A 25,377-nucleotide genomic window follows, 5' to 3' on the forward strand; every position below is an offset into this window, starting at 1 on the left:
TTTAGAGATGATTAGCAACATTTCTTTTCTTAGCGGTAGACTTAGGATACCCAAAAAGCTTATAAATTACACCTCTTTGCGTATTGAATGGTTTATTGCTATCACTTTATGGGGTTTTTCTTGATTTTGGGGTGTAGCATTCTATTACGTCTTGAAGAAGCGTTTTTCATTATCTTTTAATTTTGTTTTTTGAGTCGTTCAATCCAATATTCTGGTGGTTTACTATAGGCATTCCCTTTTTTGGGAAGTCTATATCCGGCTATGGCTATTAAAAATAGAAAATACTCCAATGAAAAATTGATTCACCGCTCTAACAGAAGTTTTCAATACCGTAACCCCAATTACACCCAATTTGCTAAAAAAAAATAATAGTGTTATAAGTATGAACGAACAGTATGATCCCTATGAAAACGTAGTTTAAGAATGTATTTACAATACCCTTTAATATAAATATAAACTAAAACAAACGATTAAAAACTCCGAATTAGCGCAGGAAATGACAGCACAAGCCGTGTATATTTACAATAACTTAAGAACACATTTTAGCCTGGATTTAAGAAAGCCAGCTCAAGTACATAAAAATTCAACAATCAAATACAGAGCCTATCGAAAAAATGATGTAAATTTATCTGAACTAATTATTTAAAAGTAATAGTTAATCAACCAAAAAAAACCGTAAAAAAGGTCAACCTATTTCAGTATAATCCAGAATTGTGAATCCTGATAAAATGACAAATTACTTTATCTCTAAAAGTAGCGGACGATTGGAAACGGGAAGTGAGGTGATTTGGAAATTTCCAGAATTTGAGGAACAATTTCCAATAACATGTTAAAACTGATAAGTATGACGCTATTTCATTTGTTTGGGATCCCGAGACCACTGTGAATATAACATTAGAAAATATGGCAGACGGAAGTACTCTAGTGAAAGTAAACGAAAATGGAAAAGAATTTAGTGAAGACAATCTGAAATGGGCCCTGGAAAATTCAGGAGGATGGGCAAATTTCTTAGCTTGCTTGAAAGCTTACCTGGAATATGGAATACAACTCAGAAAAGGAGCTTTTGACTTTATGCGAAAATAACCGAATAAAAATTAAAATAAATGAAAGTTACCGCTAAAAAGAACGAACAGATTGCCAAAATGACCTTTGCATCGGTTTACCCACATTATGTGACCAAGGTTGAAAAGAAAGGAAGAACAAAACAAGAACTTCATCAAGTAATTGAATGGCTCACCGGTTATGATGAAAATAACTTGCAGTCACTTATCGAAGAAAAAGCCACCTTTGAAGCCTTTTTTCAAAAAGCAAATTTGCATCCCAATGCACATTTAATTAAAGGTGTTATTTGCGGCTACCGAATTGAGGATATTGAGGACGAGTTCGAAATTTACAGACAAGTTCGATATTTAGACAAATTGGTTGATGAATTGGCAAAAGGACGAAAAATGGAGAAAATCTTAAGGGAAGCTTAAAATAAGCTGCGTTGTTATAAAAGTATGCTTTTAATCATGCCAAATGTTTCATTGAAAATTGAGAGATGAAAGGATAGCGTGTTTTGAGCTTGGAAAAACTATCAAGACCAACTATAAGCAATTATAAATCTGAATTACTAAAATAACTACTTGTAATTTAGTGTTATTTTTGAAAGCGTTCAAATTAATGAAATTAGTATTTAATAAATCGTACAAAATGCTAACCATAACCAATATGCTATGCGTATTGACACCAATTGTAGTATACGGTTTATAGATATATGCCTATAATTCAGGCCAAAGCCAAACCGAACGCATTCAGATATTTAAAAGTTACTTACCTCAATGGCTAAGAGGAAGGTTTAGGGCTAACTATTTAGGTTTGCTTTTCTGTACCATCGCATTAATTCTTAGCAGCCTTGCCAAAAAAAACATCAATAGGTTGTATCTTATCATTAACACTACAGTGATAATTTTGAGTATCGTATTTTTTTGCTTATTTCTTTTATCATTAATTTAAGGCTTTTGATTTATCCTAAAAAAATCAGGTTATCCCTTTAGTGTTTTTTAGCATAATTACTGAATGCGTCTACCTTCAAAATCTAATTATATGATAATAAGTGGAATTATAGGATTTTAATCGATTAGCGTTTTAAATAGTTAGGAAAGAATTAAAAAAATTCCCTATTCGCGTAAACACCAATAGGGAATTATTTTAGCACATTAATTAACCTTCAATAAGTCAATTCTTTTAAAAAGTTATCGGGTTGATAACGCTTAATTTTATCTAAACTTTTTTGCACAGCCGTATTATCTACGCGGTGATTGGTGAGCTTATTGTCTAAATAATCGCCATAAGCCGCCATATCAACAAATCCGTGACCCGATAGGTTAAACACTATTGTTTTTTGAGCGCCTTCAATTTTGGCTTGCTCTACTTCCCGAATAACTTGTGCTATAGCGTGGGTTGATTCTGGTGCAGCAACAATTCCTTCCGCTTTAGCGAATAGTATTCCAGCTTCAAAACAGGTAAGTTGATCAATAGCTTTTGCCTCAATAAAACCGTCTTTTAAAAGCTGACTACATAAAACACTAGCGCCATGGTAGCGCAAGCCACCAGCGTGAATTCCTGCCGGTACAAAATTATGACCTAAGGTATACATTGGCATTAATGGAGTATAGCCTTGATTATCACCAAAATCATACCTGAATTTCCCTTGTGTAAGCTTTGGGCAACTACTGGGTTCTACCGCTACAAATCGCGTATTGGAAGTTCCTTGCATTTTTTCCTTTAAAAAAGGAAAAGCTAAACCAGCAAAATTAGAACCTCCACCCAACGGGGCAACAATTACATCGGCTTGGGCATTGTCCATTGCCAATTGTTTTTGCGTTTCCAAACCAATTATAGTCTGGTGCAAAAGCACGTGATTTAACACCGAACCCAAAGAATATTTTGTATCATTTTCTTGCACGGCTCGCTCTACTGCCTCAGATATTGCTATACCCAAGCTTCCGGTATGATTTGGATCGTCTTCTAAAACAGCTCTTCCCGCTTGGGTGCGTTGCGACGGACTAGCGTATACATTTGCTCCAAAAGTATTCATCAAAATTTTTCGATAGGGTTTTTGTTTAAAACTTACATTCACCATATATACCTCACACTCCAAGTCAAATTGTGCACAGGCATACGCTAAGGCCGTTCCCCATTGTCCTGCTCCGGTTTCGGTGGTTAATTTTTTAATTCCCTCTTCTTTGTTGTAGTAAGCTTGGGCAAGCGCCGTGTTAGGCTTGTGCGACCCACTTGGGCTAACGCCTTCGTACTTGTAATAAATTTTACCCGAATAACCCAATGCTTTCTCTAAACCACTAGCCCGAAAAAGCGGAGAAGGCCTGTAAACACGGTATTTTTCTAAAACCTCATCGGGAATATCAATATAGCGTTCCTGACTCATTTCCTGTGCTATCAAGGCTTTAGGTAAAATGGGTTCTAAAGCTTCTGGCGCCAGTGGTTCTAAGGTTTTAGGGTCTAATGGAGGTAATGGTTTCTGTGCCATATCGGCCACAATATTATACCATTGCTTAGGCATTTCGTTTTCGGGTAGATAAATCTTTTTTGTCATAAAATAAAAAATTAAAAATTGATAAAATAAAAAAGCCCGTCTGTAAAAATTTACAGACGGGCTTTTCTCTCGAAGAGATTATAACTTTAATATATACCAATAGCAAAGTAGCACGCCTGTTTTAAGCTGTGCCACCACCACGTTGTATTTAAAGTTAGTTTTCTCATTATGTGTGCAAAGTTATTTAAACTTTTTACTTTCAAAAAATAATAAAGGAAAAAAAATTTAAGCATAATTACTATTTTCTCGTACAACTTTTTAATTATCAAATATTTAAATCATCAAAAAAATCACAGAAATCAGCAAAAATATTTCGTTCTTAAATATTTAACATGATTTTTCAGTTTGTTTTTTACAGATTTTAATTTGTTTAAATTAGCTTTGTAGCCTAAACAAAACGAAATGTACTTTATAAACTTACATCATCATCATTTTCATATTTGCTCATCAGGCGAAGTGAAAAGGGTATGTTGTATGTAAAGCAAACTATATTTTTTAAACAAACCGTCTGAGTAAATCAGGCGGTTTTTTTTTTGATTTACTCAGACCTATTTATCCAAAAAACAATGAGTAAATTAAAAATTGCTATTCAAAAAAAAGGTCGCTTGTATGAAGAATCCATTCAACTTTTAAAAGAAAGCGGCTTAAATTTTAAGGAAGGAAACAATCAGTTAAAGATTGTGGTTGAAAATTTTGCGCTAGAAATTCTACTGCTTCGCAACGCCGATATTCCAGAATATGTTGAAGATGGCATTGTTGACCTCGGTATTGTAGGCGAAAACATTTTAATAGAGCAGCAGGTCGATTATGATGTTTTAAGGAAATTGGGTTTTGCCTCCTGCAGACTCTCTTTGGCTATTCCCAAAGCTGAAAATTACAACGATATTTCTGCTTTAACTCAAAAGAGAATAGCTACCTCCTATCCCAATACCCTTCGCGCTTACTTAACCAAAAATAATATTCAAGCCGAAATTCACACCCTCTCAGGTTCAGTTGAAATTGCTCCCAACATTGGTCTAGCCGATGCAGTTTGCGACCTGGTTAGCTCTGGCACAACGCTATTTAATAATGGCTTACGTGAGGTAGAAACCATTCTTAATTCTGAAGCAGTGCTGATTAAGTCTCAAAAAATCAATTCCGTAAAACAAAAAAGCATAGATAAATTGGTCTTTAGAATGGATGCCGTTTTAAGACCTAAGAAAAGTAAATATGTCTTACTTAACGTACCCAATGATAAAATTAATGCGGTAAGCCAAATTTTACCCGTTTTAAAAAGCCCCACGGTTTTGCCTCTCGCCCAGCCAGGCTGGAGTTCGCTGCACTCTGTTATCGACGAAAATCAATTTTGGTCGGTTATAGATCAGCTAAAAGCTGCAGGTGCCGAAGATATATTAATCATCCCCATCATTAAAATGGTTTTATAATGAAAGTTTTATATACCCCCACAATAGAGGAATCGCAAAAAGCTTTACAGCGACCGTCGCAACAAACTGAACAACAAATTGAGGATACGGCAAATATTCTTCGGCAAGTTCGCGAAAAGGGAGATCAAGCCATCCAATTTTTTAATGAGAAGTATGACAATTCCCGTCAAGCGGATTTTAAAATAGAAAAATATCAAATTCAACAAGCGGCAACACAACTAGATGAACCCCTAAAACAAGCCATTCTAAAAGCTTATGCGAATATTAAAAAATTTCACGCCAGTCAGTTATCGCCAAAGAAGAAGATAATAACAAGTGCGGGAATAGTGTGTTGGCAGGAAAATAAACCTATAGAAAATGTAGGCCTTTACATACCGGGAGGTACCGCTCCCTTGTTTTCAAGTATTCTAATGCTGGGTATTCCTGCTCGTTTGGCCAATTGCCAGCGTATAGTTGTTTGCCACCCCATTAAAGGTAATGCCAGTATGCATCCCGCCGTAGCTTTCTGTCTCGATTTACTAAATATTACCGAAGTATATAATATTGGTGGTGCACAAGCTATTGCTGCCATGGGTTACGGTACCTCAAGCATTAAACGAGTAGATAAAGTCTTCGGTCCTGGAAACGCCTATGTTACGCATGCCAAGCAAATTTTACAACAAAATGGAATAGCTATTGACATGCCTGCCGGCCCCAGCGAAGTGCTTGTTATTGCAGATGAAAGCGCTAACCCAGACTTTGTAGCGTCAGATTTAATTGCCCAAGCCGAACATGGGCCAGATAGCCAGGTGGTGCTATTAACCACAAGTAGAGCAATTTTAAAGCAAACCTTAGCTGCCTTAAAAGAGCAAGTTGAAAAATTACCAAGAAAAGAAATAGCCGAAAAAGCTTTGCTTAATAGCGTGGCTATTTTAGTAAAAGATCTGCCTACGGCCTTTAAATTGAGTAATTTTTATGCCCCCGAGCACCTCATACTGGCAATTGATGAAGCGGGGCAATATTCCGACAAAATTAGCAACGCTGGCTCGGTTTTCTTGGGGCATTACAGTTGCGAATCTATGGGCGATTATGCTAGCGGCACCAACCACACGTTACCTACTTTTGGTTTTGCCCGAAGCTATAGCGGCGTATCTACTTTGAGTTTTTGCAAGCAAGTCACTTTTCAAGAGATCACTAAAAAAAGCATTGAAAATCTTGGTGATGCGGTTGCTTTAATGGCTGAGGCTGAAGGCTTGGCTGGTCACAAAAATGCAGTCGATTTAAGAATAAATAACCTTAAATTATGAATGAGATAGAGAAACTTATCAGACCCGAATTGCGTAACTTAAAACCTTACTCTTCGGCTAGGCACGAAAGCAACCAACAAGATTTAATTTTGCTCGATGCAAACGAAAATCCGTTTGGAGAACTCAACCGCTATCCAGATCCTTATCACACCCAACTTAAATCGGCTTTAGCCAACTTAAAAGGTTTGGCTACCAATCAAGTTTTTTTAGGCAACGGCAGCGACGAGGTCATTGATTTATGTTTTCGGCTTTTCTGCACCCCCAAACAAGATAGCGTTATGGTTTTTACACCCACCTATGGTATGTATGAAGTCTTAGCGCAGATCAATGATATCTCAGTAATCAGAGAGCCTCTAATTAACAATCAATTGATCGACATAAAATCCGCGAAAGCGAGTATTGAAAGATATAAGCCCAAATTGCTTTTTATCTGTTCGCCTAACAATCCAACAGGATCCTCAATACCGATTCGGGACATAGAAGCATTACTAGATTTTTATTCGGGTGTTTTGGTGATAGACGAAGCCTATATCGATTTTAGTAAAGAAGAAAGTGCTTTATCTCAATTAAGTAAAAGGAAAAATCTAATCGTCTGCCAAACCTTAAGTAAGGCTTACGGTTTAGCCGGAATTCGTTTAGGGATAGCCTATGCTTCACCAATGATAGTACAGTGGCTAAATAAAATTAAACCACCTTATAACATCAGTACTATAAACGCTCAAGCCGCTTTTAATAGGCTCGCCCAAAAACAAGATGTTCAAAATGAAATAAACTTAATTCTTCAAGAAAAAGCACATCTAGAAAATGAACTAAAAAAACTGGAATGCATCACGTATGTCTATCCTAGCCAAGCCAATTTTTTATTGATAGAAACACCCAAGGCTGAAAAATTACACGCCTTTCTTCTATCAAATAATATTCGGGTACGCGACCGCTCAAGCTTGATCAAAAATTCTTTACGGATTAGTATTGGAAGTCCACAAGAAAACAAACAATTACTCAAAACACTTAAAAGCTATGAAAAAGAAAGTATTATTTATAGATAGAGACGGCACTTTAATATTAGAACCTCAACCCGATCAACAAGTTGATAGTCTTGAGAAACTCAGTTTTTACCCCGGCGTATTTACCTATTTAGGAAAAATAGCTCGCGAATTAAATTATGAATTGGTAATGGTAACCAATCAAGACGGTTTGGGAACCTCTTCTTTTCCCGAAAACACCTTTTGGCCCGCTCATAACAAAATGTTGACCGCTTTTAAAAATGAAGGTATTGAATTTAAGGCGGTGCATATTGATTCTAGTTTACCCCAAGAAAATGCACCTACGCGCAAACCTAATACGGGTATGTTGCAGGCTTATATTTATGGTGATTACGATTTAGAAAATTCGTTTGTAATAGGCGACCGTATAAGCGATATTGAATTAGCAAAAAATTTAAATGCTCAAGCCATTTATTTAGGTGAGCCTCAAAACCAAGCAGCACTTTGCAGCACTTCTTGGGAAACTATTTATCAATTTTTAAAGAAAAAACCTAGAAAAGCTTCAAAGTCGAGAATTACCAATGAAACAAAGATTGAAATCGATTTAAATCTAGATCAACCCGATGAGACTAGCATCCAAACAGGTATAGGCTTTTTTGATCATATGCTTGAACAGATTGCAAAGCACGCTCAAATAGGTTTAAACATTCAAGTTAATGGCGATTTGGAAGTAGATGAGCACCACAGTATCGAAGACGTAGCCATTTGTTTAGGCGATTGCTTTTTAGAGGCTTTAGCCGATAAAAAAGGAATTAACCGATATGGTTTTATGTTACCTATGGACGATTGTTTGGCACAAGTGGCAATCGACTTTGGTGGTAGACCTTGGCTATTATGGAAAGCCGATTTTAAACGTGAAAAAATAGGCGATATGCCTACCGAAATGTTTATGCACTTTTTTAAATCTTTCTCAGATGCCGCCCGTTGTAACCTCAACATAAAGGCCGAAGGAGAAAATGAACACCATAAAATTGAAGCTATATTTAAAGCTTTTGCACGCGCATTACGAGCCGCTATAGATAAGAATGAAACGTTTAATATACCCAGCACAAAAGGAATTTTATGATTGTTATTTTAGATTATAATGCAGGAAACACTCAATCTGTTATGCACGCCATTAATCGATTGGGCTACAGCTGTAAGCTCAGTAAAGATTTAAACGAAATTCAACAAGCCGATAAAATAATTTTCCCTGGTGTAGGCCAAGCTAGCGTGGCGATGAATGAACTTAAGCAAACGGGAATTGACAAGCTTTTACCGCAACTAGAACAACCGGTTTTGGGCATCTGTCTAGGCCTTCAATTAATGTGTACGCATTCAGAGGAGAACAACACCCTAGGTCTTGGTATATTTCCTACTAAGGTAAAACAATTTAACACTCCATTACCGGTGCCGCATATGGGCTGGAATAAACTTCAATTTAACGACCAGCCATTATTTAGCGGTCTAGACCAACAGGCCTACTTTTATTTCGTGCACTCTTATTACGCCGAGTGGTGTGATTTCACACAGGCTACAGCCACCTATGACCTTTCGTTTAGTGCCGTTTTACAAAAAGACAATTTTTACGCCACGCAATTTCACCCCGAAAAATCGGGAATAGCGGGTGAGCAAATTTTAAAAAACTTTTTATCACTATGAAAATTATACCTGCTATTGATATCCTTAACGGAAAATGTGTCCGTTTACAAAAAGGAAATTACAGTCAATCAACCACTTATAGTGACAATCCGGTTGCTGTTGCTCAATCTTTTGAGGACCAAGGATTCACCCATTTGCATGTAGTCGATTTAGACGGCGCGAAAGCGAATAAAATCATTAATTACAAAAGCTTGGAAGCTATTTGTAAAAACACCCAATTGCAAGTCGATTTTGGAGGTGGAATCAAACGAGAAGAAGACATTCAAATGGCTTTTGACGCCGGTGCTCAGCAAATTATTGCCGGAAGTATTGCTGTAAAACAACCCGAAGTATTTTTATCTTGGCTAAAAACCTACGGCCCCGAAAGAATTATTTTAGGTGCCGATGCCAAAGACCGAAAAATTGTCAGTATGGGCTGGCAAGAATCAAGTGAATTCGATGTGGTAGATTTTATAAAATCGTTTAAAAAACAAGGTGTACAGCACGTTATTTGTACTGATATTAATAAAGACGGAATGCTCACCGGCCCCGCCTTTAATTTATATGCAGAAATTTTAAAAGAATCCTCATGCCAACTTATCGCCAGTGGCGGGGTGCATTCTATTGAAGATATTAAAAAGTTAAAAGCTTTAGGTTGCGCAGGTGTTATCGTGGGCAAAGCAATCTATGAAGGACAAATTAACCTTAAAAATCTAAGCGAATTATGTTAACTAAAAGAATTATCCCCTGTTTAGACATTAAAAATAATCGAACTGTAAAAGGGGTTCATTTTTTAAACCTTATAGATGCAGGCGATCCGCTTGATTTGGCAAAATTGTATGTGCAACAGGGAGCAGATGAACTGGTTTTTCTAGATATCACAGCCAGTAACGAAGGCCGCAAAACCTTGGTAAATCTTGTTCAAAAAATTGCTCAGGAAATTAATATTCCTTTTACCGTAGGTGGCGGCATTAGTAGTGTAGAAGATGTACGCAGTCTTTTAAAGGCGGGAGCCGACAAAGTTAGTATTAACACCGCAGCATTAAATCGACCCCATTTAATAAAAGAAATAGCCGATCAATTTGGCAATCAATGTGTGGTGGTAGCGGTTGATGTAAAAAAAATCGACGGTAATTATTTTGTCTTTAAAAATGGAGGACGAATAAACACCCACATTAAACTTGAAAAGTGGTTGCATACTGTTGAAACTTTAGGTGCGGGTGAAATTTTATTAACCTCAATGAATCAAGACGGAACCAAAGACGGATTTGATATAGAATTAATGCAACTTGCCGGCATGTGCGTCAACCTACCCTTAATTGCTTCGGGCGGTGCGGGCAGAGCATCGCATTTTGCCGAGGTATTCAAAAAAACGAAAACATCGGGAGCCTTGGCAGCGAGTATTTTTCACTTTGGAGAAGTGCCTATTCCAGAATTAAAACAAATTTTAAAACAAAAAAACTTACCTATACGATGAACAATTTAAACTTTGAAAAAACAGGCGGATTACTACCCGTTATTGTTCAAGATTACCGTAATTTACAAGTGCTAATGTTGGGGTATATGAACCAGGAAGCGCTTAATATAACACGAACTACCAAGCAAGTTACATTTTTTAGCCGCTCTAAAAATAGGATTTGGACCAAAGGAGAAACGTCTGGAAACACACTAAGCGTAAAGAAAATTATAAGCGATTGCGACCAAGACACGCTACTCATTTTAGCTAAACCCAACGGACCTACCTGCCATACAGGTAGTCAATCATGCTTTGCTACACAAGGGAATTTTTTATATGAATTGGAAACTATCCTTGAAGACCGCTTGAGATCTGACGACCAAAATTCGTACACCAAAAAACTTATGGATCAAGGCTTGAACAAAGTAATTCAGAAATTTGGTGAAGAAAGTGTAGAGCTGATTATTGAGGCTAAGGATCAAAATAAAAATTTATTTTTAAACGAAGCAGCCGATATGCTCTATCACTTTTTAGTGCTTTTGCAAGCCAAAGAAACTTCGCTAAAAGAAGTGGAAGATAAGTTGATTGAAAGAAGAAAAAAGTAATTTTTTTAGCGAAAATTTTGGCAGTTCTAACGAACTGCCAAAATGTGCTATTTGATAACCAACAAAGGCATTTTACGGTGATTGCTAAGCAGCTCATTGGTTACGCTTCCTATAAATAAACTTTTAATTGCGCTACTTCCTTTTGCTGTTACTACTAGGCAGTCACATTTTGCTTTATCTGCAAACTCCTCAATACTATCGGCTATAGAAGCATTTTCTCTATAAACATAGGTAAAAGGAACCTGAGCATCAATTTTATATTTTTTAACAAACCAATCTACCTTTTCCTTTAGATGCTTCTCGGTTTTATCAATAGCTTTTTCAGTGTTGATATACGGATAAAAGGAGGAGGGTATATTATAAACATGCAAGCCTTGAATCTTTGCTTTTACGGTTTGGCTCCAAGCCTCGCTCAATTTAAAACATTGTGCCGAAGCGGCGCTAAAATCTGTAGGTACCAAGATACGATTTAAGGTAAATGGCGTTTCCTCGGGTACCAGCATCAAATCCGCTTTAAGCATGCGTACCAGTTTTTGATTCATGGCTCCAGTACCTTGTAGTGCATTTTTATTACCCGAAATTAACAAGTCGATTGCATACTCACTAGATAAATGACTTAGGATCCCTTCTGTATAATCATCGCTAGTGAGCAAGATAGAGTAAGGTGAATCACCTGTATAATGAGTATCAACACTATTTTGCATACTCTGCTCTACAATATTATCTATAGAAATATCATCATCGAGCAAATCCTCATATAAATCATTAATTTTATAGTGCTTAATGTTGTGGGCTAAATACACATGTTTTATAGGCAACACTTGGGTTAAAAAACTCACATAGCGCAGTAATACCGCATCCATTTCGGTTAAATCGAGGGCCAACATGACCGTCATTTCTTTTTTCAACTCCTTCATGATAATAGACTTAATGCTTTAAGTTTTAATAGTGCTTTCGTGATCATCTTGGTTTTGTGTATTGTCGACTTCTAGTCGTTCTTTATTCTTCTTATCGCGCTCTTTATTGATAAGTTCAATTATATTTTTACGATAGGATTCTTTTTCTAACAATTGCTCCTTTCTCCTTGTCTTTTCATAATCTTCATTGAGGCCCTTGTATAAAGAAGCACACATCATTACCAGCATAAAAGCAAAAGGAAGACCTGATATGGTCACTACCGTTTGTAAAGCGTTCAAGCCACCACCATACATCAGTACCGAAGCGATTACACCAATGGCTACCGCCCAAATTACGCGTTGAAAAGCAGGAGTTTTTAATTTACCTCCCGATGTTATACTATCTACCACCAAAGCACCAGAATCGGCAGAGGTAATTATAAAACTACAAATGAGTACCACTCCCAAAACCTTAAGTAACATAGCTAGCGGAAATTTATCAAAAAACACATATAAGGCAGTAGAAATATTATCATTAACCGCCGCGATCATAGCCGTGTCGCCCAAAAGTATATCGCGCATAGTAGTTCCTCCAAAAGCACTAAACCATAAAAAGGTAACCAATGCTGGTAAAATAAGTACGCATAAAATAAATTCTTTAATAGTTCTTCCTTTAGATATTCGTGCAATAAAGGTACCTACAAATGGCGACCAAGAAATCCACCATCCCCAATACATTATGGTTCTTGTTTTTTGCCAATTGGTTCCTTGTAAAGACTCCGTCCAAGTTGACATATCTATAAAATTAGTGAGGTAACTACCTAAATTCTGAATATAGGATTTAAAGATAAAAGTAGTAGGCCCCAAAACCACCACCAAAATAAAAATTGCACTCGCTACCCGTACATTGAGTTTACTTAACATTTGAACTCCCTTATTTACACCACTAAAAGCAGATAAAGTAGCTGCAAGTGTAACACCTACAATAATTAATATTTGGTAAAAAAGCGAGCTTGGAATTCCAAAAACGTGGGTAAAGCCCGAGTTGATTTGCCCTACGCCAAAACCAATGGTGGTGGCTAGACCGAATAAAGTGGTAATCACAGCCATCACGTCAATAACATCTCCCATCCATCCGTAAATACGATTCCCTAAAACTGGATAAAAAATACTGCGCAAAGTAAGCGGCATTTTTCGGTTAAAGGTAAAATATGCCAGTGCCAAACCAACTACCGAGTAAATTGCCCAACCGTGAATACCGTGATGCAAGAATGAAAAATTTATCGCTTCTTGTGCTATTATCGCCGGATTTTCTCCTGCCAAACGCGGCGGATTTAAAAAATCACGTACCGGATCGGCTATACTAAAGAGAACCAAACCGTTACCTATTCCTGCGCTAAATAGCATTGCAAACCAGGCCCAAAGACTAAACTCTGGTTTGGCTTTACTACCGCCAATACGCACACTACCAAATTTACCAAACGCCATATACAAACAAAAGAAAATAAAGAGATTCACCGCCAAGGTATACATCCACCCCCCGTGCGCCGAAACCGCAGTTTGGGCAAGGTTATAATAGTAAGATGCCTTCTCTTCAAACAATAAGGTAAATCCTACGATGGCTATTAAAATTGACATCGCCGCAAAAAAAACAGTTTTGTTTACTAATAGACCCAAAAATTTGCTTGCGCTTTCTCTACGCGTTACTTTAATTGACATAGTTTTAATTTATGATTATTGATAAAAAAGTAACTGGACAATTGCAAAGTAAATTTGACATTCGATATCCCAATTAACCTAGGTAGGGTACTAAAACGCGCACAAGGAAAAAAAAATTAGTGATAAATTATTTAAATACTGCTATCATTCGTTTGTATGGCGCTCCCCTTACGGGTCAGGCTTTTCGCTTCAATCTTTTTGTATTTACAAAAAGGATTTACGCTACAATCCTTAGCGCAAAGGCGTGGCTAATCTAGATTTTCAAGTTCAAAAAGATCTTCTACTCTTACTTTAAAAACCCGCGCCAACTTTAAAGCTAAAATGGTAGAAGGCACATATTTTGATTTTTCAATTGCATTGATGCTTTGCCTGCTCACCTGCACCAATTCCGCCAATTGAGCTTGGGTTAATTCAAATTTTGCACGGTATATTTTAATTTTATTCTTCATGCTGCAAAGATTTCTGTTGGACGTATAAATTCAGGTGAAACTTAAGGTTATAAATTAGCAAAACACCCAACAAAGCAAATAAAGCAAAATAGTAGAAGGCCAAACCATACAAAAAGAAACTACCTAATATCAGTAATACATAATTGATTAAAACAGCCGAAAGTAGACTAGAAAGTCTAGTTTTTGCAATATACTCATCTTCAATTTTTTGTTTAGAAAATCCACTGAAAAGCAATCCTAAAATAAACAGCACCAGTATAATTTCATCAAAAATATTATTTTCAATAAAAGCAAAATATTGAGTATCGGCTAAAAATTCAATATCCCAAAGAGCCCATACTTTAACCGTCAAAAAACTAAACTCCCAATCAAAAACCAGTGTTCCTATAAATAATACCAGCGCCACAATAAATAAAGTAAATCCCAGTTTTTGATAAACCGATGGGAATAAATATGTTTTCATAATTATTGAATTTAAAATGTAAAGCTAAAATTACAAATTGTAAAGCAGACTTTACAAAAATAAGTATTAAATTTTATTTTAATATAAAAGCTATTCAGTTAAAACAGAAACTCAAAATTCTTAGTTACCTTAGTAAAACAAAAAGAATATTATGAATTATCAAGAAAAAATGCTACGCGATAACGCCTTAAAGGGCAAAACCATATTGGTTACAGGAGGAGGCAGCGGCTTAGGAAAAGCTATGACCCGTTACTTTTTAGAGTTGGGCGCCCAGGTTTGTATTACTTCTAGAAACTTAGAAAAATTAGAAAATGCCGCACAAGAGCTGAGTGCAGCAACCGGCGGAACTTGCCATGCAATTGCCTGTGATGTACGTCACTATGACCAAGTAGAACAAATGATACAAAAGGCCATTGCTAAAATGGGTAGCATTTCTGTTTTGCTAAACAATGCTGCGGGAAATTTTATTTCGCCTACAGAAAGGCTTTCTTCCAACGCCTTTGATACCATCATAGATATTGTCTTAAAAGGTACCAAAAACTGCACTTTGGCGCTAGGTAAACACTGGATAGACCAAGGAGAAAAAGACAAAACTGTACTAAATATTGTAACGACTTACGCCTTTACGGGCTCTGCCTATGTGGTTCCTTCGGCAACGGCCAAGGCTGGAGTTTTAGCGCTCACTAGAAGTTTAGCGGTGGAATGGGCTAAATACGGCATACGTTTTAATGGTATTGCTCCAGGCCCGTTTCCTACCAAAGGCGCTTGGGATAGGTTATTGCCTGGTGATTTAAAAGAGAAATTTGATTTAGCCAAAAAAGTACCTTTAAAGCGCGTTGGCGAACACCAAGAATTGGCCAACTTAGCCGCTTATATGGTATCTGATTTTTCTGCTTATTTAAATGGAGAAATCATCACAATAGACGGAGGAGAATGGCTAAAGGGAGCCGGGCAATTTAATTTACTCGAACAAGTACCAGACCATATGTGGGATATGCTTGAAACCATGATAAAAGCAAAAAATAAAAAATCATAGTAAAGTGTTAACAACTTCAATTTTTAAATGCTAGAATAAATTGTATTTTTACCTTCTAAAATCCGATTTTATTAATGGGTAAAATTATTGCTATTGCCAATCAAAAAGGAGGAGTGGGAAAAACCACTACCTCCGTTAATTTAGCTGCTTCTTTAGGGGTTCTAGAGAAAAAGGTTTTGTTAATCGATGCCGACCCACAAGCAAATGCTAGTTCTGGTCTAGGTATAGATATTGAAAGCATAGAGTTAGGCACCTATCAGCTATTAGAACATACCGCAAAAGCCGAGGAGGCGATTTTAAAAACCGATTCGCCCAATGTTGATATCATCCCGGCCCATATCGATTTGGTGGCTATTGAAATTGAACTGGTAGATCAAGATAAGCGTGAGTATATGTTACAAACGGCTATCAGGCATCTCAAAGAGCAATATGATTATATTATTATAGATTGCGCCCCTTCTTTGGGTTTGCTTACGCTTAATGCCTTGACTGCCGCAGATAGTGTTATCATCCCTATACAATGTGAGTATTTTGCCTTAGAAGGTTTGGGCAAACTTTTAAACACTATAAAAAGTGTGCAACGCATTCATAATCAAAACTTAGATATAGAAGGACTTTTACTTACCATGTATGATGCACGCTTGCGTTTGAGCAATCAAGTGGTAGATGAGGTTAAAAAACACTTTGACGAGATGGTGTTTAAAACCGTTATTCAACGCAACGTTCGCCTTAGTGAAGCGCCAAGTTATGGCGAAAGCATTATAAATTACGACGCTGCAAGTAGAGGAGCTAGCAATTATTTAAGCTTAGCAGAAGAAATTATCAATAAAAATAAATAGCAGTATGTTATGGCAAAGGCTACCAAGAAAAAAGCTTTAGGAAGAGGATTGTCTGCCTTACTTAACGATCCAGAAAACGATATAAAATCGGTTAAAGATAAAAATGCCGACCAGGTGGTAGGTAGTATTGTTGAACTGCCGCTAGACACTGTAGAGGTAAATCCGTTTCAACCACGAACCAGTTTTAATAAAGAAGCCCTTCAAGATTTGGCGTCTTCTATTCGTGAACTTGGCGTTATTCAACCTATCACGGTAAGAAAAATTGATTTTAATAAATACCAACTGGTTTCTGGAGAGCGTCGTTATCGCGCATCAAAGCTAGTAGGACTTAAAACCATACCAGCCTATATTCGAATTGCCAACGATCAAGAATCGTTAGAAATGGCGTTGGTAGAGAACATTCAAAGACAGGATTTAGACCCAATAGAAATTGCTTTATCCTACCAACGGCTATTAGAAGAAATCGATTTAACGCAAGAACAATTGAGCGACCGTATAGGTAAAAATAGGTCAACAATTAGTAATTATTTACGATTACTTAAACTTGACCCAATTATTCAAACCGGGATGCGTGATGGTTTTTTGAGCATGGGCCACGGTCGTGCGCTTATCAATCTAAGCGATCACGAAGTTCAGTTAGGAATTTACGAGAAAATTATCAGTGAAAACTTATCGGTACGTGAAACCGAAAAGCTAGTTAAAGAAAGTCAAAGCGGTAAAACCAAATCTAAGCCTAAGCCACCTAGTATTCCACAACATATCAAACAAGATGTAAAAGAGTTCTCTAGCTATTTTGGTGCAAAAGTAGATGTTAAAATGACAAAAAAAGGAAATGGTAAATTGATTATTCCGTTTTCTTCACAAGAAGATTTTGAGCGTTTAGCAAAACTCATTCAAGGTGAATAACAGATTGTTTTTTATACTTATCGTTTTTGTACTGGGGTCGCTCAGTGGCTTTAGTCAGACCGACAGTCTGAGTATTAATCGAGCCCAAGAATTAAAAGAATCACCAAAAGAATACGACCCATTGGCGCCATCTAAAGCCGCTTTTTATTCGGCTGTTTTGCCAGGATTGGGGCAGGCTTATAATAAAAAGTATTGGAAAATACCTTTGGTCTACGCCGGAATTGGTGGCGGTATCTATTTTTATATAGAGAACAATAAAGAATATCACCGGTACAGAGATGCCTATAAACGCAGGTTGGCAGGTTACGAAGACGATGAATTTCAAGGCGTTCTTCAAACCGAGGCTTTAATCGATGCACAAAGGCAATTTAGAAGAAATAAAGAAATATCTATATTGGTTTCGGCGGCTTTCTACATATTAAATATTATTGATGCCAATGTAGATGCCCACTTAAGTCAATTCAACGTAAGTGAAGACCTCAGCCTTAAACCTCGCTTTAATATCGATGAGTTTACAGGCAAATCGGCTTACGGACTCTCATTAAATTACAAGTTATAAATGAAAATTGCGCTATTAGGATACGGAAGAATGGGTAAAACCATCGAAAAAATAGCTACCGAACGTGGCCATGAAATCGGTTATAAAACCAATACCAAGTTAGATGAGGAGATTTTAAAGCAGCAAGATATTGCCATCGATTTTAGTATTCCAGAAGCTGCTTTTGATAATATTACTACATGCTTTAAACTGGGCGTTCCCGTAGTAAGTGGCACCACCGGATGGTTAGACCATTTAGAAGAGGCGCATAAAAGCTGCTTAAAGCATAAAAGCGCATTTATTTATGCGTCTAATTTTAGCCTGGGGGTGAATCTTTTTTTTGAGTTAAATCGAAAATTAGCTCAATTGCTCCAGCCCTACCCCAATTACAAAGCTAGCTTAACCGAAGTGCATCATACTAAAAAATTAGATCAACCTAGCGGTACGGCCATTAGTCTAGCCGAGGATCTTATGGCTCAACAAGCATATACCGGCTGGCAGCTCACCAATGACAATCAAATTAAAAGTGGCAGCCTAGCAAAGCCCTTAGCTATCACCGCTATACGAGAAGAGAATGTTCCTGGTACGCATTGGGTCAACTACAAGAGTGAAATAGATGAGATTAGCATCAAACACAAAGCGAATTCACGAGATGGCTTTGCTTTAGGCGCAGTTGTAGCCGCAGAATGGTTAGAGGGAAAACAAGGTATTTTTAATATGCAAGACGTATTAAATCTACACGAAAAAAAATAATTAGTAAAAGAATTAAAAGTTAGAATATGAGTTTATTTATGTGGTTTGTGTTTTTCTTGGTCGTACAATTGGTGCACGGCTTAGGAACTTGGAGGATGTATAAAGCTGCGGGCCAAAACCCGATTACTGCGTTTATTCCTGTTTATAATGCCGTAATACTGTTAAAAATAATCAATCGGCCTTGGTGGTGGGTGATTTTGCTATTTATCCCCATTGTAAACCTCATCATTTTCCCTGTGCTTTGGGTAGAAACACTAAGAAGTTTCGGGAAGCATCGTGTAGCAGATACTTGGTTAGCTATCTTAAGCTTGGGCTTTTACATTTACATCATCAATTACAGCGCAGATTTAAAGCATATTAAAGATAGAAGTCTTAAACCTAGAACAGAGGTAGGAGAATGGGTAAGTTCTATCCTATTCGCCGTTGTAGCCGCAACCATTGTACATACCTATTTTATACAACCTTTTACCATACCTACTTCCTCTTTAGAGAAAACACTACTGGTAGGTGATTTTCTTTTTGTTAGCAAGTTTCATTATGGAGCCAGAACTCCAAAAACTACGGTTTCATTCCCTATGGTACACGACACTATTCCTATTTTAGGCGTTAAATCCTATACCAATTGGCCTCAACTCCCCTACTTTCGTTTACCCGGATTTGAGGAAGTAGAACGAAATGATATTGTAGTTTTCAACTGGCCGGTAGACACCGTTCCTTATTTTGGTTATAAAGGGAAAGCCAGTTATTATAAACCCATCGATAAAAAATCAAATTACGTTAAGCGTGCCGTAGGTGTTCCCGGCGACAGCTTGTCTATACGAGACGGAAAAATATATATTCAAGGAGAACCGCTGCAATTACATGACCGTGCCAAGCCGCAATACTCTTATATCGTAAAAGGCAAAGGGCAAGGCTTTTCTTTGCGTTATTTATATGAACAATATGATATTACAGATCCGGTTGGCTGGTATAATCAGAACAACCGTGAATATTACTTTAGTTCATTGTCTGAAGAAGCGCTACAACGCTTTAAAAATCATCCTAATGTCGCTTCGATAAGAAGAAATATTGATCCTGCCGGTCAAGCCGAAGCTGGTATTTTCCCTCAAGACCCTAATTTCGCTTGGAATAAAGATCAGTTAGGACCAATTTATATTCCACAGGAAGGTGCCACAACTCCCATCACAACAGAAAATATAGCGCTATACAAGCGTATTATTGAAGTTTACGAAGGAAGCGAATGGGGTACTCCACAAAACATACAAGTAAAAGGCAACCAAGTTTACCTTAACGAGAATCCGATACAAGAATATACTTTTAAGCAAAACTATTATTGGATGATGGGAGACAATCGTCACAATAGTGAAGATAGCAGGTACTGGGGCTTTGTTCCTGAAACCCATATTGTAGGAAAACCGGTATTCATTTGGATGAGTTGGGATGGCAACGCACAAGGATTTATGAATAAAATTCGTTGGGAAAGGTTGTTTACTACCGTTGGCGGATCGGGCGAACCAGTTTCTTATTTCTATTACTTTGTAATAGGCCTTATTCTTGTGATTGGTTACAATACTTTTAGAAAGAAGAAAAAAAGCGAGTAAAATGGTAGAAAACGCTCTCGTACATCCGGTTTATTTTGGCTCTATCGCACAATGGAGTTTAATGCTGCAGGCAAAAAAAATAAGTTTTGAAGCTTGCGATAATTATCAAAAACAAACCTACCGGAACAGGCAGTATATTTATGGAGCTAACGGCAAGCTACTACTCAATATTCCTATAAAACATACAGGCGATAAGCACAAGCGAAAGCTAACAAAAGAAGTGGCGATAGAAAATAGTTTTGCCTGGCAAAAAAACCACTTTAAAAGTCTTGAAGCGGCCTATCGCTCTTCGCCATTTTTTGAATTTTATGAAGATGAATTTATAAATTTATATAACAAAGCTTATACTTCATTGTGGGAATTTAACCTCGATGCCATGCAAGCCATTGCCAATTGCCTGCAAATTGATTGGAACCCAGAATTCACAGCTACATATCAAATAAAACCCACGAATGCGGCTCAGTTTGACGGTCGCTATTTGGTAGATGCTAAGGGCAGCCCCCAGTTTAAACTGAATGCTTACAGCCAAGTATTTGAAGAAAAACATGGTTTTATTCCCAATCTATCGATAATTGATTTGCTATTTAATGAAGGGAATAACGCAGCTAGTTATTTGTTAGCAACCGAATTATCTAAGTAAAAAGTAGATTTAATAGGATAATGATCGGATAGCTGTTCGCTGTAGTTTTTAAAATCTATAATCTTAAAAGCGGGCGAAGTTAAAATAACATCAATACGAAGAGGTATAAAATCAAAAACAAAGGTTTTACCAAAACCTTCTCCTGCCATTTTAAATGCGTCATTAAAATTTTCTGACAAACGGCGGTAGACATAAGAAAAAGCCGAATTATTAAGATCACCAGCCACAATACTAGGGTAATGGCTCTGGTTTACCAATGCTAATATCTGTTCGGTTTGCTGCTGTTGTTTTCTAAAACTTCGCCCCACTCGGGTGATTAATTGCTCCCGATTTTCTTTTTGTAACTCTTTTACACTAGGATTGATCTTTAAACTTTCTAAGTGTATGTTAAAAACCCTGATGGTATCCTCTTTAATGACCAAATCGGCGTATAGTGCATTGTTTCCTGTATTCTTAAAATCGGCTGAAGCCCGATTAATAATAGGGTATTTTGAATAAATAGCCTGACTCGCTTTTCCTTTCAAAACAGGCAAATAACTATAGGCATATTGTGATAAGTCTGGAGCTTCCTGATGATTATACTCCTGAAACAGTAAAATGTCAGGATCTTCTTGTGCTATAAATTCTCCTATACGTGCTTTTAAATTGGGTTGAGGCAACCAATCATAAACATTAAATTGCCTTACATTAAAGGTCATAAGACTTATAGCCTTTTGCGGATCTACTTCCGCTTCAAGCGACCTGATTTTATATAAAGACAACAAGTGGTTAAAACCGATTAGAATAATAAGTAAAGAAAGGAAAACTTGACGTTTTAACCCTAACAACCAGTAAATAACAAATATAAAATTAAGAAGAAAAAGAATGGGTAGACCTAAACTGAGTACAGCCAAAAAAGGAAAAGTTACTGGCGGAATATAGGGCAATAAATAGGCAAGCAACAGTGCCAAAGCCACAAGGGTATTGATAAAAAACACCAATTTATTAAAGACACTGAGCCCTTTCATATTATTCTTTACCTACTTTAAACAGGAAATCTTTTTCTTCCTTGGATAAACTTTCATAACCATTCTCACTTATTTTATCTAAAATAGCATCTATTTTCTTTTGCTTATCCGTCTTTGATGCTTGCTTGGCTTTAGCGGTATAAGTGTTTCTCGGATTTCGGTATACTTTTTTAAATGGTGTTTTGTTGCTAGAAGATGCAGATGAAAACCATCCGGCTACAGCATCAAAAATTTTTTCAAACCATAAGCCAATATCATTGCCTTTATTCAATTGTTTGGTATAAGCATACCCCAACAAGGCACCCCCTAAGTGCGCGATATGGCCGCCCGCATTACCAAAAGGAATTCTGATCACATCTAGAACTACAAAGACCACCGCAATATGCCAGAGCTTTACATTACCAATTAACAAGAGACGAATTTGCATTTGAGGAGCTTGTGTGGCAACCCCAATCAAAATTGCCATAACCGCAGCCGACGCACCGATTAATGGCACATTGCCCAAGTTTGAAAACACCGGAAATAGATTATAGCTCAAGGCAAAAAGCAGCGCACCACTTATAGCGCCTAAAAAATAATAATTCAATAGCTTTTTCGGAGCAAAAAAGGTAAGAAAAAATCGTCCGGCAAAATGCAAAACTAGCATATTAAACAACAAGTGAAAGAAGCCAGCGTGTAAAAATGCGTAGCTAATTACACTCCATGGTTTATACAACCATGATTCTATTTGAGTAGGAAAGCTAAACCAATTAACAAAAAAGTTACCTGAGAATTGAAAAAGAAAGGCTAGGGTTTGAAATACAAATTGCAATACAAAAACCCCAATATTTAAGGCAATGAGTTTTTCAACTACATTAGCCGTCTTGTACTTTACACGCAATTGATCTCTCCAATCCATCTAATTCCACCGGTTAGCGTTAAACTGATTTTTTTTCCAATACCACATCATTATAAACCCGATCACGGCTCCCCCAATATGCGCCCAATATGCTGTATTGCTAGGCCCTAATAATGTACTACCGGTCACCGCCGAATAAACATTGATGGCAAAATAGCCCCCAATAAGATACTTGGCTTTTATAGGAATAGGTATAAAGATAATATACAAAGGTAAATTAGGATAAATCACTGCGAAGGCAGCCAGCGCTCCAAAAATAGCTCCACTAGCTCCTACCATCGGAGTATAATAATTACTGAGTAAATCGCTCGAAACATTTTGAGGCAAGGCACTAAAAACCTGTTGTGTACTGCTGTAATTGTAAATCATTTCTTGTATTTGATTTACCGAAAAACCGGCTTCTAGCGCAGCGTTAAAAGCACTGTTGTAATCGATATAACTAAACAAAATTTGAAGTCCGGCTGCTCCTAAACCGGCAGAAAAGTATAAAAACAAAAAACGTTGCTGCCCGATACTCTGTTCTAATACGCTACCAAACATATACAAAGCAAACATATTAAATAGGATATGACTTAAATCGCCGTGCATAAACATATGGGTAAGCAACTGCCAAACCTGAAAATTCACGTTTTCTGGAAACCAAAGCGCAAATAAGCGATAGGCTAAATCACCTAAAAATTGACTCCCGAAAAAAAATAAAACATTGATTATCAATAAGACTTTTACCGTCTCTGTTATTCTTCCCATTACCTGAAATTTTTCTCTAAGTCTTCAACTTCTAAACGTACGAAAACTTTTTTATTATTCGGACAAATTTGTGGTTCTTTACACGCAAACAGGCTATTGATTATAGCCAATTGTTCTTCTTTAGCCAACACACTGCCATTTTTTACTGCCATACTGCGCGCCATAGACTTGGCAAAAACATCGGTTTGTAAAAATCCGCTATCGGGGATTTCATGCTCAAAATCAGCTAAAAGCTGATCTAATAGAATAGAAACTTCACTCTCATTAATAAGCGTAGGAATACCACTAATACTCACCTCGGAGGTGTCTATACTATCAAAAATAAAACCGATTTGCTCTAGGTGTTCGCGTAAGTTACTCAGCATATCTACCTCTATAGCGTTATATTGTAAAGAAAGCGGAAATAATAGTTGCTGACTTACTGCAGCCTTTACCGTTATATTGCGCAATAACTCTTCATATAAGATACGCGTGTGAGCCCGGTTTTGATCTAAAAGCAACATACCATTCTTATAAGGACAAACAATATATTTTTTTTGCAATTGAAAAACACTATCACCGCTCAAGTCTTGCTGTTGCTGCCCGAACAGGTTACCCGTAACTTCTTCACTTTCAACCTCGATTTTGGTTTCGGGTAATTGCTCATCAATCTGTGTATATAATGCCTCCCAAGCTGCATTCTTTTTAGCCGTGTGCCGATTAAACGCCATTGCCTTGGCTGCCGATTGACTGGCCGCTTGTTTTTCGGTGTCAAACGGATTAAAGTTACGATCAACCTCTATTTGTGGAACCTGTACTTCTTTCTTAGAAAGATCATAAGGGGTGTCTAAACTCGAATCCCTTTCAAAATCGAGTATAGGTGCAACATTAAACTGCCCTAAACTATGTTTAATCGCACTGCGTAAAATTGCATACAAAGCGTGCTCATCGTCAAATTTAATTTCGGTCTTAGTAGGGTGTATATTTATATCAATGCGCTTAGGATCGATGCTTAAAAATAAAAAATAAGAAGGTTGGGCTTTATCGGGCAACAAACCTTCAAAAGCGGCGTTTACCGCATGATGCAAATACGGTGACTTGATAAAACGGTTATTGACAAAGAAAAACTGCTCGCTACGGGTGCGCTTGGCATAGGCAGGTTTTCCTACAAATCCCTCGATATTAATCAGTTCGGTTTCTTCTGAAACAGGAACTAATTTTTCATTGGTTTTACTACCAAAAATATGTACAATGCGCTGACGAGCATTTGTCGCTGGTAAATTAAACAATTCATTACCGTTGTGGTGCAAACTAAAACCTATTTGTGCATGAGCAATAGCCACGCGTTGAAACTCATCAATTACATGACGGGTTTCCACTTGGTTAGATTTTAAAAAATTACGTCTAGCAGGAATATTAAAAAACAAATTTTTAACGCCTATAATAGTCCCTTTTTGGGTAACACAAGGCTCTTGAGATTCTACCTCACTCCCTTTTATTTTAATACAAGTACCTAGCTCATCTTGCTCTTGCTTCGATTTTAACTCAACTTGCGCAATGGCCGCAATTGAAGCCAGCGCCTCACCGCGAAAGCCTTTTGTGGTTAATTGAAAAAGGTCTTCGGCACGTTTAATTTTAGAGGTGGCATGCCGTTCAAAACTCAATCGTGCATCGGTAGCACTCATACCCTTTCCGTTATCGGAAACTTGTATTAAGGTTTTACCAGCATCTTTCAAAACCAAGCTAATTTGAGTGGCTCCTGCATCGATAGCATTTTCTAATAATTCTTTTACTACAGAGGCAGGCCTTTGTACCACCTCACCTGCTGCGATTTGATTGGCCACATGGTCGGGTAGCAATTGTATTATATCTCCCAT

Annotated in this window: 26 protein-coding genes; 17 read left to right on the forward strand and 9 right to left on the reverse strand. The window is 37.2% G+C overall.

The features are described from left to right. Positions 1–903: 903 nt before the first annotated feature. Positions 904–1,083, forward strand: a complete 180-nt coding sequence (locus tag ACFSQ0_RS05650) for a hypothetical protein (protein WP_379045396.1) — start codon at positions 904–906, stop codon at positions 1,081–1,083. A gap of 20 nt (positions 1,084–1,103) precedes the next feature. After that, the gene (locus ACFSQ0_RS05655; protein ID WP_379045399.1) at positions 1,104–1,475 is read left to right on the forward strand and encodes a DUF2200 domain-containing protein; all 372 of its coding nucleotides are present in this window, start codon (positions 1,104–1,106) and stop codon (positions 1,473–1,475) included. Positions 1,476–2,209: 734 nt separating this feature from the next. On the opposite strand, the gene ACFSQ0_RS05660 is transcribed toward ACFSQ0_RS05655, so the two are convergent. Continuing rightward, a complete protein-coding gene (locus tag ACFSQ0_RS05660; protein ID WP_379045402.1) occupies positions 2,210–3,595 on the reverse strand; it encodes a TrpB-like pyridoxal phosphate-dependent enzyme in 1,386 nt (461 codons plus the stop codon). A gap of 566 nt (positions 3,596–4,161) precedes the next feature. On the opposite strand from ACFSQ0_RS05660, the gene hisG reads away from it, so the two are divergent. From hisG to hisIE, 8 genes are read left to right on the forward strand one after another with little or no spacing between them, the layout of a single operon-like run. Then, positions 4,162–5,019, forward strand: a complete 858-nt coding sequence (gene hisG / locus ACFSQ0_RS05665) for an ATP phosphoribosyltransferase (protein WP_379045405.1) — start codon at positions 4,162–4,164, stop codon at positions 5,017–5,019. Continuing rightward, the gene (gene hisD, locus ACFSQ0_RS05670) at positions 5,019–6,305 is read left to right on the forward strand and encodes a histidinol dehydrogenase (RefSeq protein WP_379045408.1); all 1,287 of its coding nucleotides are present in this window, start codon (positions 5,019–5,021) and stop codon (positions 6,303–6,305) included. The genes hisG and hisD overlap by 1 nt, the downstream gene beginning before the upstream one ends. Further along, a complete protein-coding gene (hisC, locus tag ACFSQ0_RS05675) occupies positions 6,302–7,351 on the forward strand; it encodes a histidinol-phosphate transaminase (RefSeq protein ID WP_379045410.1) in 1,050 nt (349 codons plus the stop codon). Before hisD ends, hisC begins: the two co-directional genes overlap by 4 nt. After that, the gene (gene hisB, locus ACFSQ0_RS05680; RefSeq protein WP_379045413.1) at positions 7,323–8,414 is read left to right on the forward strand and encodes a bifunctional histidinol-phosphatase/imidazoleglycerol-phosphate dehydratase HisB; all 1,092 of its coding nucleotides are present in this window, start codon (positions 7,323–7,325) and stop codon (positions 8,412–8,414) included. The genes hisC and hisB overlap by 29 nt, the downstream gene beginning before the upstream one ends. Continuing rightward, positions 8,411–8,989 (forward strand): imidazole glycerol phosphate synthase subunit HisH, encoded by a 579-nt coding sequence (hisH, locus tag ACFSQ0_RS05685; protein WP_379045416.1) that lies wholly within the window; start codon positions 8,411–8,413, stop codon positions 8,987–8,989. The genes hisB and hisH overlap by 4 nt, the downstream gene beginning before the upstream one ends. Then, on the forward strand, positions 8,986–9,699 hold the full coding sequence (gene hisA, locus ACFSQ0_RS05690; RefSeq protein WP_379045419.1) for a 1-(5-phosphoribosyl)-5-[(5-phosphoribosylamino)methylideneamino]imidazole-4-carboxamide isomerase: 714 nt from the start codon (positions 8,986–8,988) through the stop codon (positions 9,697–9,699). The genes hisH and hisA overlap by 4 nt, the downstream gene beginning before the upstream one ends. After that, positions 9,693–10,445, forward strand: coding sequence for an imidazole glycerol phosphate synthase subunit HisF (gene hisF / locus ACFSQ0_RS05695; protein WP_379045421.1), 753 nt, complete (start codon positions 9,693–9,695; stop codon positions 10,443–10,445). Before hisA ends, hisF begins: the two co-directional genes overlap by 7 nt. Further along, the gene (hisIE, locus tag ACFSQ0_RS05700) at positions 10,442–11,029 is read left to right on the forward strand and encodes a bifunctional phosphoribosyl-AMP cyclohydrolase/phosphoribosyl-ATP diphosphatase HisIE (RefSeq protein WP_379045424.1); all 588 of its coding nucleotides are present in this window, start codon (positions 10,442–10,444) and stop codon (positions 11,027–11,029) included. The genes hisF and hisIE overlap by 4 nt, the downstream gene beginning before the upstream one ends. 47 nt (positions 11,030–11,076) lie before the next feature. On the opposite strand, the gene ACFSQ0_RS05705 is transcribed toward hisIE, so the two are convergent. The 4 genes from ACFSQ0_RS05705 to ACFSQ0_RS05720 form a co-directional block, all read right to left on the reverse strand. After that, complete coding sequence (locus ACFSQ0_RS05705; RefSeq protein WP_379045427.1) at positions 11,077–11,946, reverse strand: universal stress protein; 870 nt, start codon at positions 11,944–11,946, stop codon at positions 11,077–11,079. 18 nt (positions 11,947–11,964) lie between these two features. Next, positions 11,965–13,644, reverse strand: a complete 1,680-nt coding sequence (locus ACFSQ0_RS05710) for a BCCT family transporter (RefSeq protein WP_379045430.1) — start codon at positions 13,642–13,644, stop codon at positions 11,965–11,967. A 248-nt stretch (positions 13,645–13,892) separates the two neighbouring features. After that, a complete protein-coding gene (locus tag ACFSQ0_RS05715) occupies positions 13,893–14,093 on the reverse strand; it encodes a helix-turn-helix transcriptional regulator (RefSeq protein WP_379045433.1) in 201 nt (66 codons plus the stop codon). Then, positions 14,083–14,556 (reverse strand): hypothetical protein, encoded by a 474-nt coding sequence (locus ACFSQ0_RS05720; protein WP_379045436.1) that lies wholly within the window; start codon positions 14,554–14,556, stop codon positions 14,083–14,085. The genes ACFSQ0_RS05715 and ACFSQ0_RS05720 overlap by 11 nt, the downstream gene beginning before the upstream one ends. A gap of 151 nt (positions 14,557–14,707) precedes the next feature. Between ACFSQ0_RS05720 and ACFSQ0_RS05725 the strand changes: the two genes are divergently transcribed. From ACFSQ0_RS05725 to ACFSQ0_RS05755, 7 genes are all read left to right on the forward strand, one after another. Continuing rightward, positions 14,708–15,592, forward strand: coding sequence for an SDR family oxidoreductase (locus ACFSQ0_RS05725; protein WP_379045439.1), 885 nt, complete (start codon positions 14,708–14,710; stop codon positions 15,590–15,592). A 74-nt stretch (positions 15,593–15,666) separates the two neighbouring features. Beyond that, positions 15,667–16,431 carry a ParA family protein gene (locus ACFSQ0_RS05730; protein ID WP_379045442.1) on the forward strand — a complete coding sequence of 255 codons (765 nt, stop codon included), beginning with the start codon at positions 15,667–15,669 and terminating at the stop codon, positions 16,429–16,431. 9 nt (positions 16,432–16,440) lie between these two features. Next, positions 16,441–17,337 carry a ParB/RepB/Spo0J family partition protein gene (locus ACFSQ0_RS05735; RefSeq protein WP_379045445.1) on the forward strand — a complete coding sequence of 299 codons (897 nt, stop codon included), beginning with the start codon at positions 16,441–16,443 and terminating at the stop codon, positions 17,335–17,337. After that, the gene (locus ACFSQ0_RS05740) at positions 17,330–17,896 is read left to right on the forward strand and encodes a DUF5683 domain-containing protein (protein ID WP_379045448.1); all 567 of its coding nucleotides are present in this window, start codon (positions 17,330–17,332) and stop codon (positions 17,894–17,896) included. Before ACFSQ0_RS05735 ends, ACFSQ0_RS05740 begins: the two co-directional genes overlap by 8 nt. After that, on the forward strand, positions 17,897–18,628 hold the full coding sequence (dapB, locus tag ACFSQ0_RS05745) for a 4-hydroxy-tetrahydrodipicolinate reductase (protein WP_379045451.1): 732 nt from the start codon (positions 17,897–17,899) through the stop codon (positions 18,626–18,628). A 26-nt stretch (positions 18,629–18,654) separates the two neighbouring features. Further along, positions 18,655–20,229, forward strand: coding sequence for a signal peptidase I (gene lepB / locus ACFSQ0_RS05750; RefSeq protein ID WP_379045454.1), 1,575 nt, complete (start codon positions 18,655–18,657; stop codon positions 20,227–20,229). A 1-nt stretch (position 20,230) separates the two neighbouring features. Continuing rightward, positions 20,231–20,869 carry a WbqC family protein gene (locus ACFSQ0_RS05755; RefSeq protein WP_379045457.1) on the forward strand — a complete coding sequence of 213 codons (639 nt, stop codon included), beginning with the start codon at positions 20,231–20,233 and terminating at the stop codon, positions 20,867–20,869. Here the strand turns inward: ACFSQ0_RS05755 and ACFSQ0_RS05760 are convergent. The 4 genes from ACFSQ0_RS05760 to mutL are packed head-to-tail and all read right to left on the reverse strand — an operon-like array spanning position 20,839 to position 25,377. Further along, a complete protein-coding gene (locus ACFSQ0_RS05760) occupies positions 20,839–21,876 on the reverse strand; it encodes an endonuclease/exonuclease/phosphatase family protein (protein ID WP_379045460.1) in 1,038 nt (345 codons plus the stop codon). The two genes, ACFSQ0_RS05755 and ACFSQ0_RS05760, sit on opposite strands and share 31 nt — an antisense overlap. Before the next feature lies 1 nt (position 21,877). Beyond that, positions 21,878–22,774, reverse strand: a complete 897-nt coding sequence (locus ACFSQ0_RS05765) for a rhomboid family intramembrane serine protease (protein WP_379045463.1) — start codon at positions 22,772–22,774, stop codon at positions 21,878–21,880. Continuing rightward, positions 22,775–23,521, reverse strand: coding sequence for a rhomboid family intramembrane serine protease (locus ACFSQ0_RS05770; protein ID WP_379045466.1), 747 nt, complete (start codon positions 23,519–23,521; stop codon positions 22,775–22,777). It lies immediately after the preceding gene. Continuing rightward, on the reverse strand, positions 23,521–25,377 hold the full coding sequence (mutL, locus tag ACFSQ0_RS05775) for a DNA mismatch repair endonuclease MutL (protein WP_379045469.1): 1,857 nt from the start codon (positions 25,375–25,377) through the stop codon (positions 23,521–23,523). The genes ACFSQ0_RS05770 and mutL overlap by 1 nt, the downstream gene beginning before the upstream one ends.

Source organism: Mesonia sediminis (assembly GCF_042684705.1).
GTDB classification, from domain to species: Bacteria; Bacteroidota; Bacteroidia; order Flavobacteriales; family Flavobacteriaceae; genus Mesonia; species Mesonia sediminis.

Bases quoted from the DNA above. Each gene is read 5' to 3' on its own strand.
- ACFSQ0_RS05650 (WP_379045396.1), top strand. From the start codon at position 904: ATGGCAGACGGAAGTACTCTAGTGAAAGTAAACGAAAATGGAAAAGAA.
- ACFSQ0_RS05655 (WP_379045399.1), top strand. From the start codon at position 1,104: ATGAAAGTTACCGCTAAAAAGAACGAACAGATTGCCAAAATGACCTTT.
- ACFSQ0_RS05660 (WP_379045402.1), bottom strand. From the start codon at position 3,595: ATGACAAAAAAGATTTATCTACCCGAAAACGAAATGCCTAAGCAATGG.
- hisG (WP_379045405.1), top strand. From the start codon at position 4,162: ATGAGTAAATTAAAAATTGCTATTCAAAAAAAAGGTCGCTTGTATGAA.
- hisD (WP_379045408.1), top strand. From the start codon at position 5,019: ATGAAAGTTTTATATACCCCCACAATAGAGGAATCGCAAAAAGCTTTA.
- hisC (WP_379045410.1), top strand. From the start codon at position 6,302: ATGAATGAGATAGAGAAACTTATCAGACCCGAATTGCGTAACTTAAAA.
- hisB (WP_379045413.1), top strand. From the start codon at position 7,323: ATGAAAAAGAAAGTATTATTTATAGATAGAGACGGCACTTTAATATTA.
- hisH (WP_379045416.1), top strand. From the start codon at position 8,411: ATGATTGTTATTTTAGATTATAATGCAGGAAACACTCAATCTGTTATG.
- hisA (WP_379045419.1), top strand. From the start codon at position 8,986: ATGAAAATTATACCTGCTATTGATATCCTTAACGGAAAATGTGTCCGT.
- hisF (WP_379045421.1), top strand. From the start codon at position 9,693: ATGTTAACTAAAAGAATTATCCCCTGTTTAGACATTAAAAATAATCGA.
- hisIE (WP_379045424.1), top strand. From the start codon at position 10,442: ATGAACAATTTAAACTTTGAAAAAACAGGCGGATTACTACCCGTTATT.
- ACFSQ0_RS05705 (WP_379045427.1), bottom strand. From the start codon at position 11,946: ATGAAGGAGTTGAAAAAAGAAATGACGGTCATGTTGGCCCTCGATTTA.
- ACFSQ0_RS05710 (WP_379045430.1), bottom strand. From the start codon at position 13,644: ATGTCAATTAAAGTAACGCGTAGAGAAAGCGCAAGCAAATTTTTGGGT.
- ACFSQ0_RS05715 (WP_379045433.1), bottom strand. From the start codon at position 14,093: ATGAAGAATAAAATTAAAATATACCGTGCAAAATTTGAATTAACCCAA.
- ACFSQ0_RS05720 (WP_379045436.1), bottom strand. From the start codon at position 14,556: ATGAAAACATATTTATTCCCATCGGTTTATCAAAAACTGGGATTTACT.
- ACFSQ0_RS05725 (WP_379045439.1), top strand. From the start codon at position 14,708: ATGAATTATCAAGAAAAAATGCTACGCGATAACGCCTTAAAGGGCAAA.
- ACFSQ0_RS05730 (WP_379045442.1), top strand. From the start codon at position 15,667: ATGGGTAAAATTATTGCTATTGCCAATCAAAAAGGAGGAGTGGGAAAA.
- ACFSQ0_RS05735 (WP_379045445.1), top strand. From the start codon at position 16,441: ATGGCAAAGGCTACCAAGAAAAAAGCTTTAGGAAGAGGATTGTCTGCC.
- dapB (WP_379045451.1), top strand. From the start codon at position 17,897: ATGAAAATTGCGCTATTAGGATACGGAAGAATGGGTAAAACCATCGAA.
- lepB (WP_379045454.1), top strand. From the start codon at position 18,655: ATGAGTTTATTTATGTGGTTTGTGTTTTTCTTGGTCGTACAATTGGTG.
- ACFSQ0_RS05755 (WP_379045457.1), top strand. From the start codon at position 20,231: ATGGTAGAAAACGCTCTCGTACATCCGGTTTATTTTGGCTCTATCGCA.
- ACFSQ0_RS05760 (WP_379045460.1), bottom strand. From the start codon at position 21,876: ATGAAAGGGCTCAGTGTCTTTAATAAATTGGTGTTTTTTATCAATACC.
- ACFSQ0_RS05765 (WP_379045463.1), bottom strand. From the start codon at position 22,774: ATGGATTGGAGAGATCAATTGCGTGTAAAGTACAAGACGGCTAATGTA.
- ACFSQ0_RS05770 (WP_379045466.1), bottom strand. From the start codon at position 23,521: ATGGGAAGAATAACAGAGACGGTAAAAGTCTTATTGATAATCAATGTT.
- mutL (WP_379045469.1), bottom strand. From the start codon at position 25,377: ATGGGAGATATAATACAATTGCTACCCGACCATGTGGCCAATCAAATC.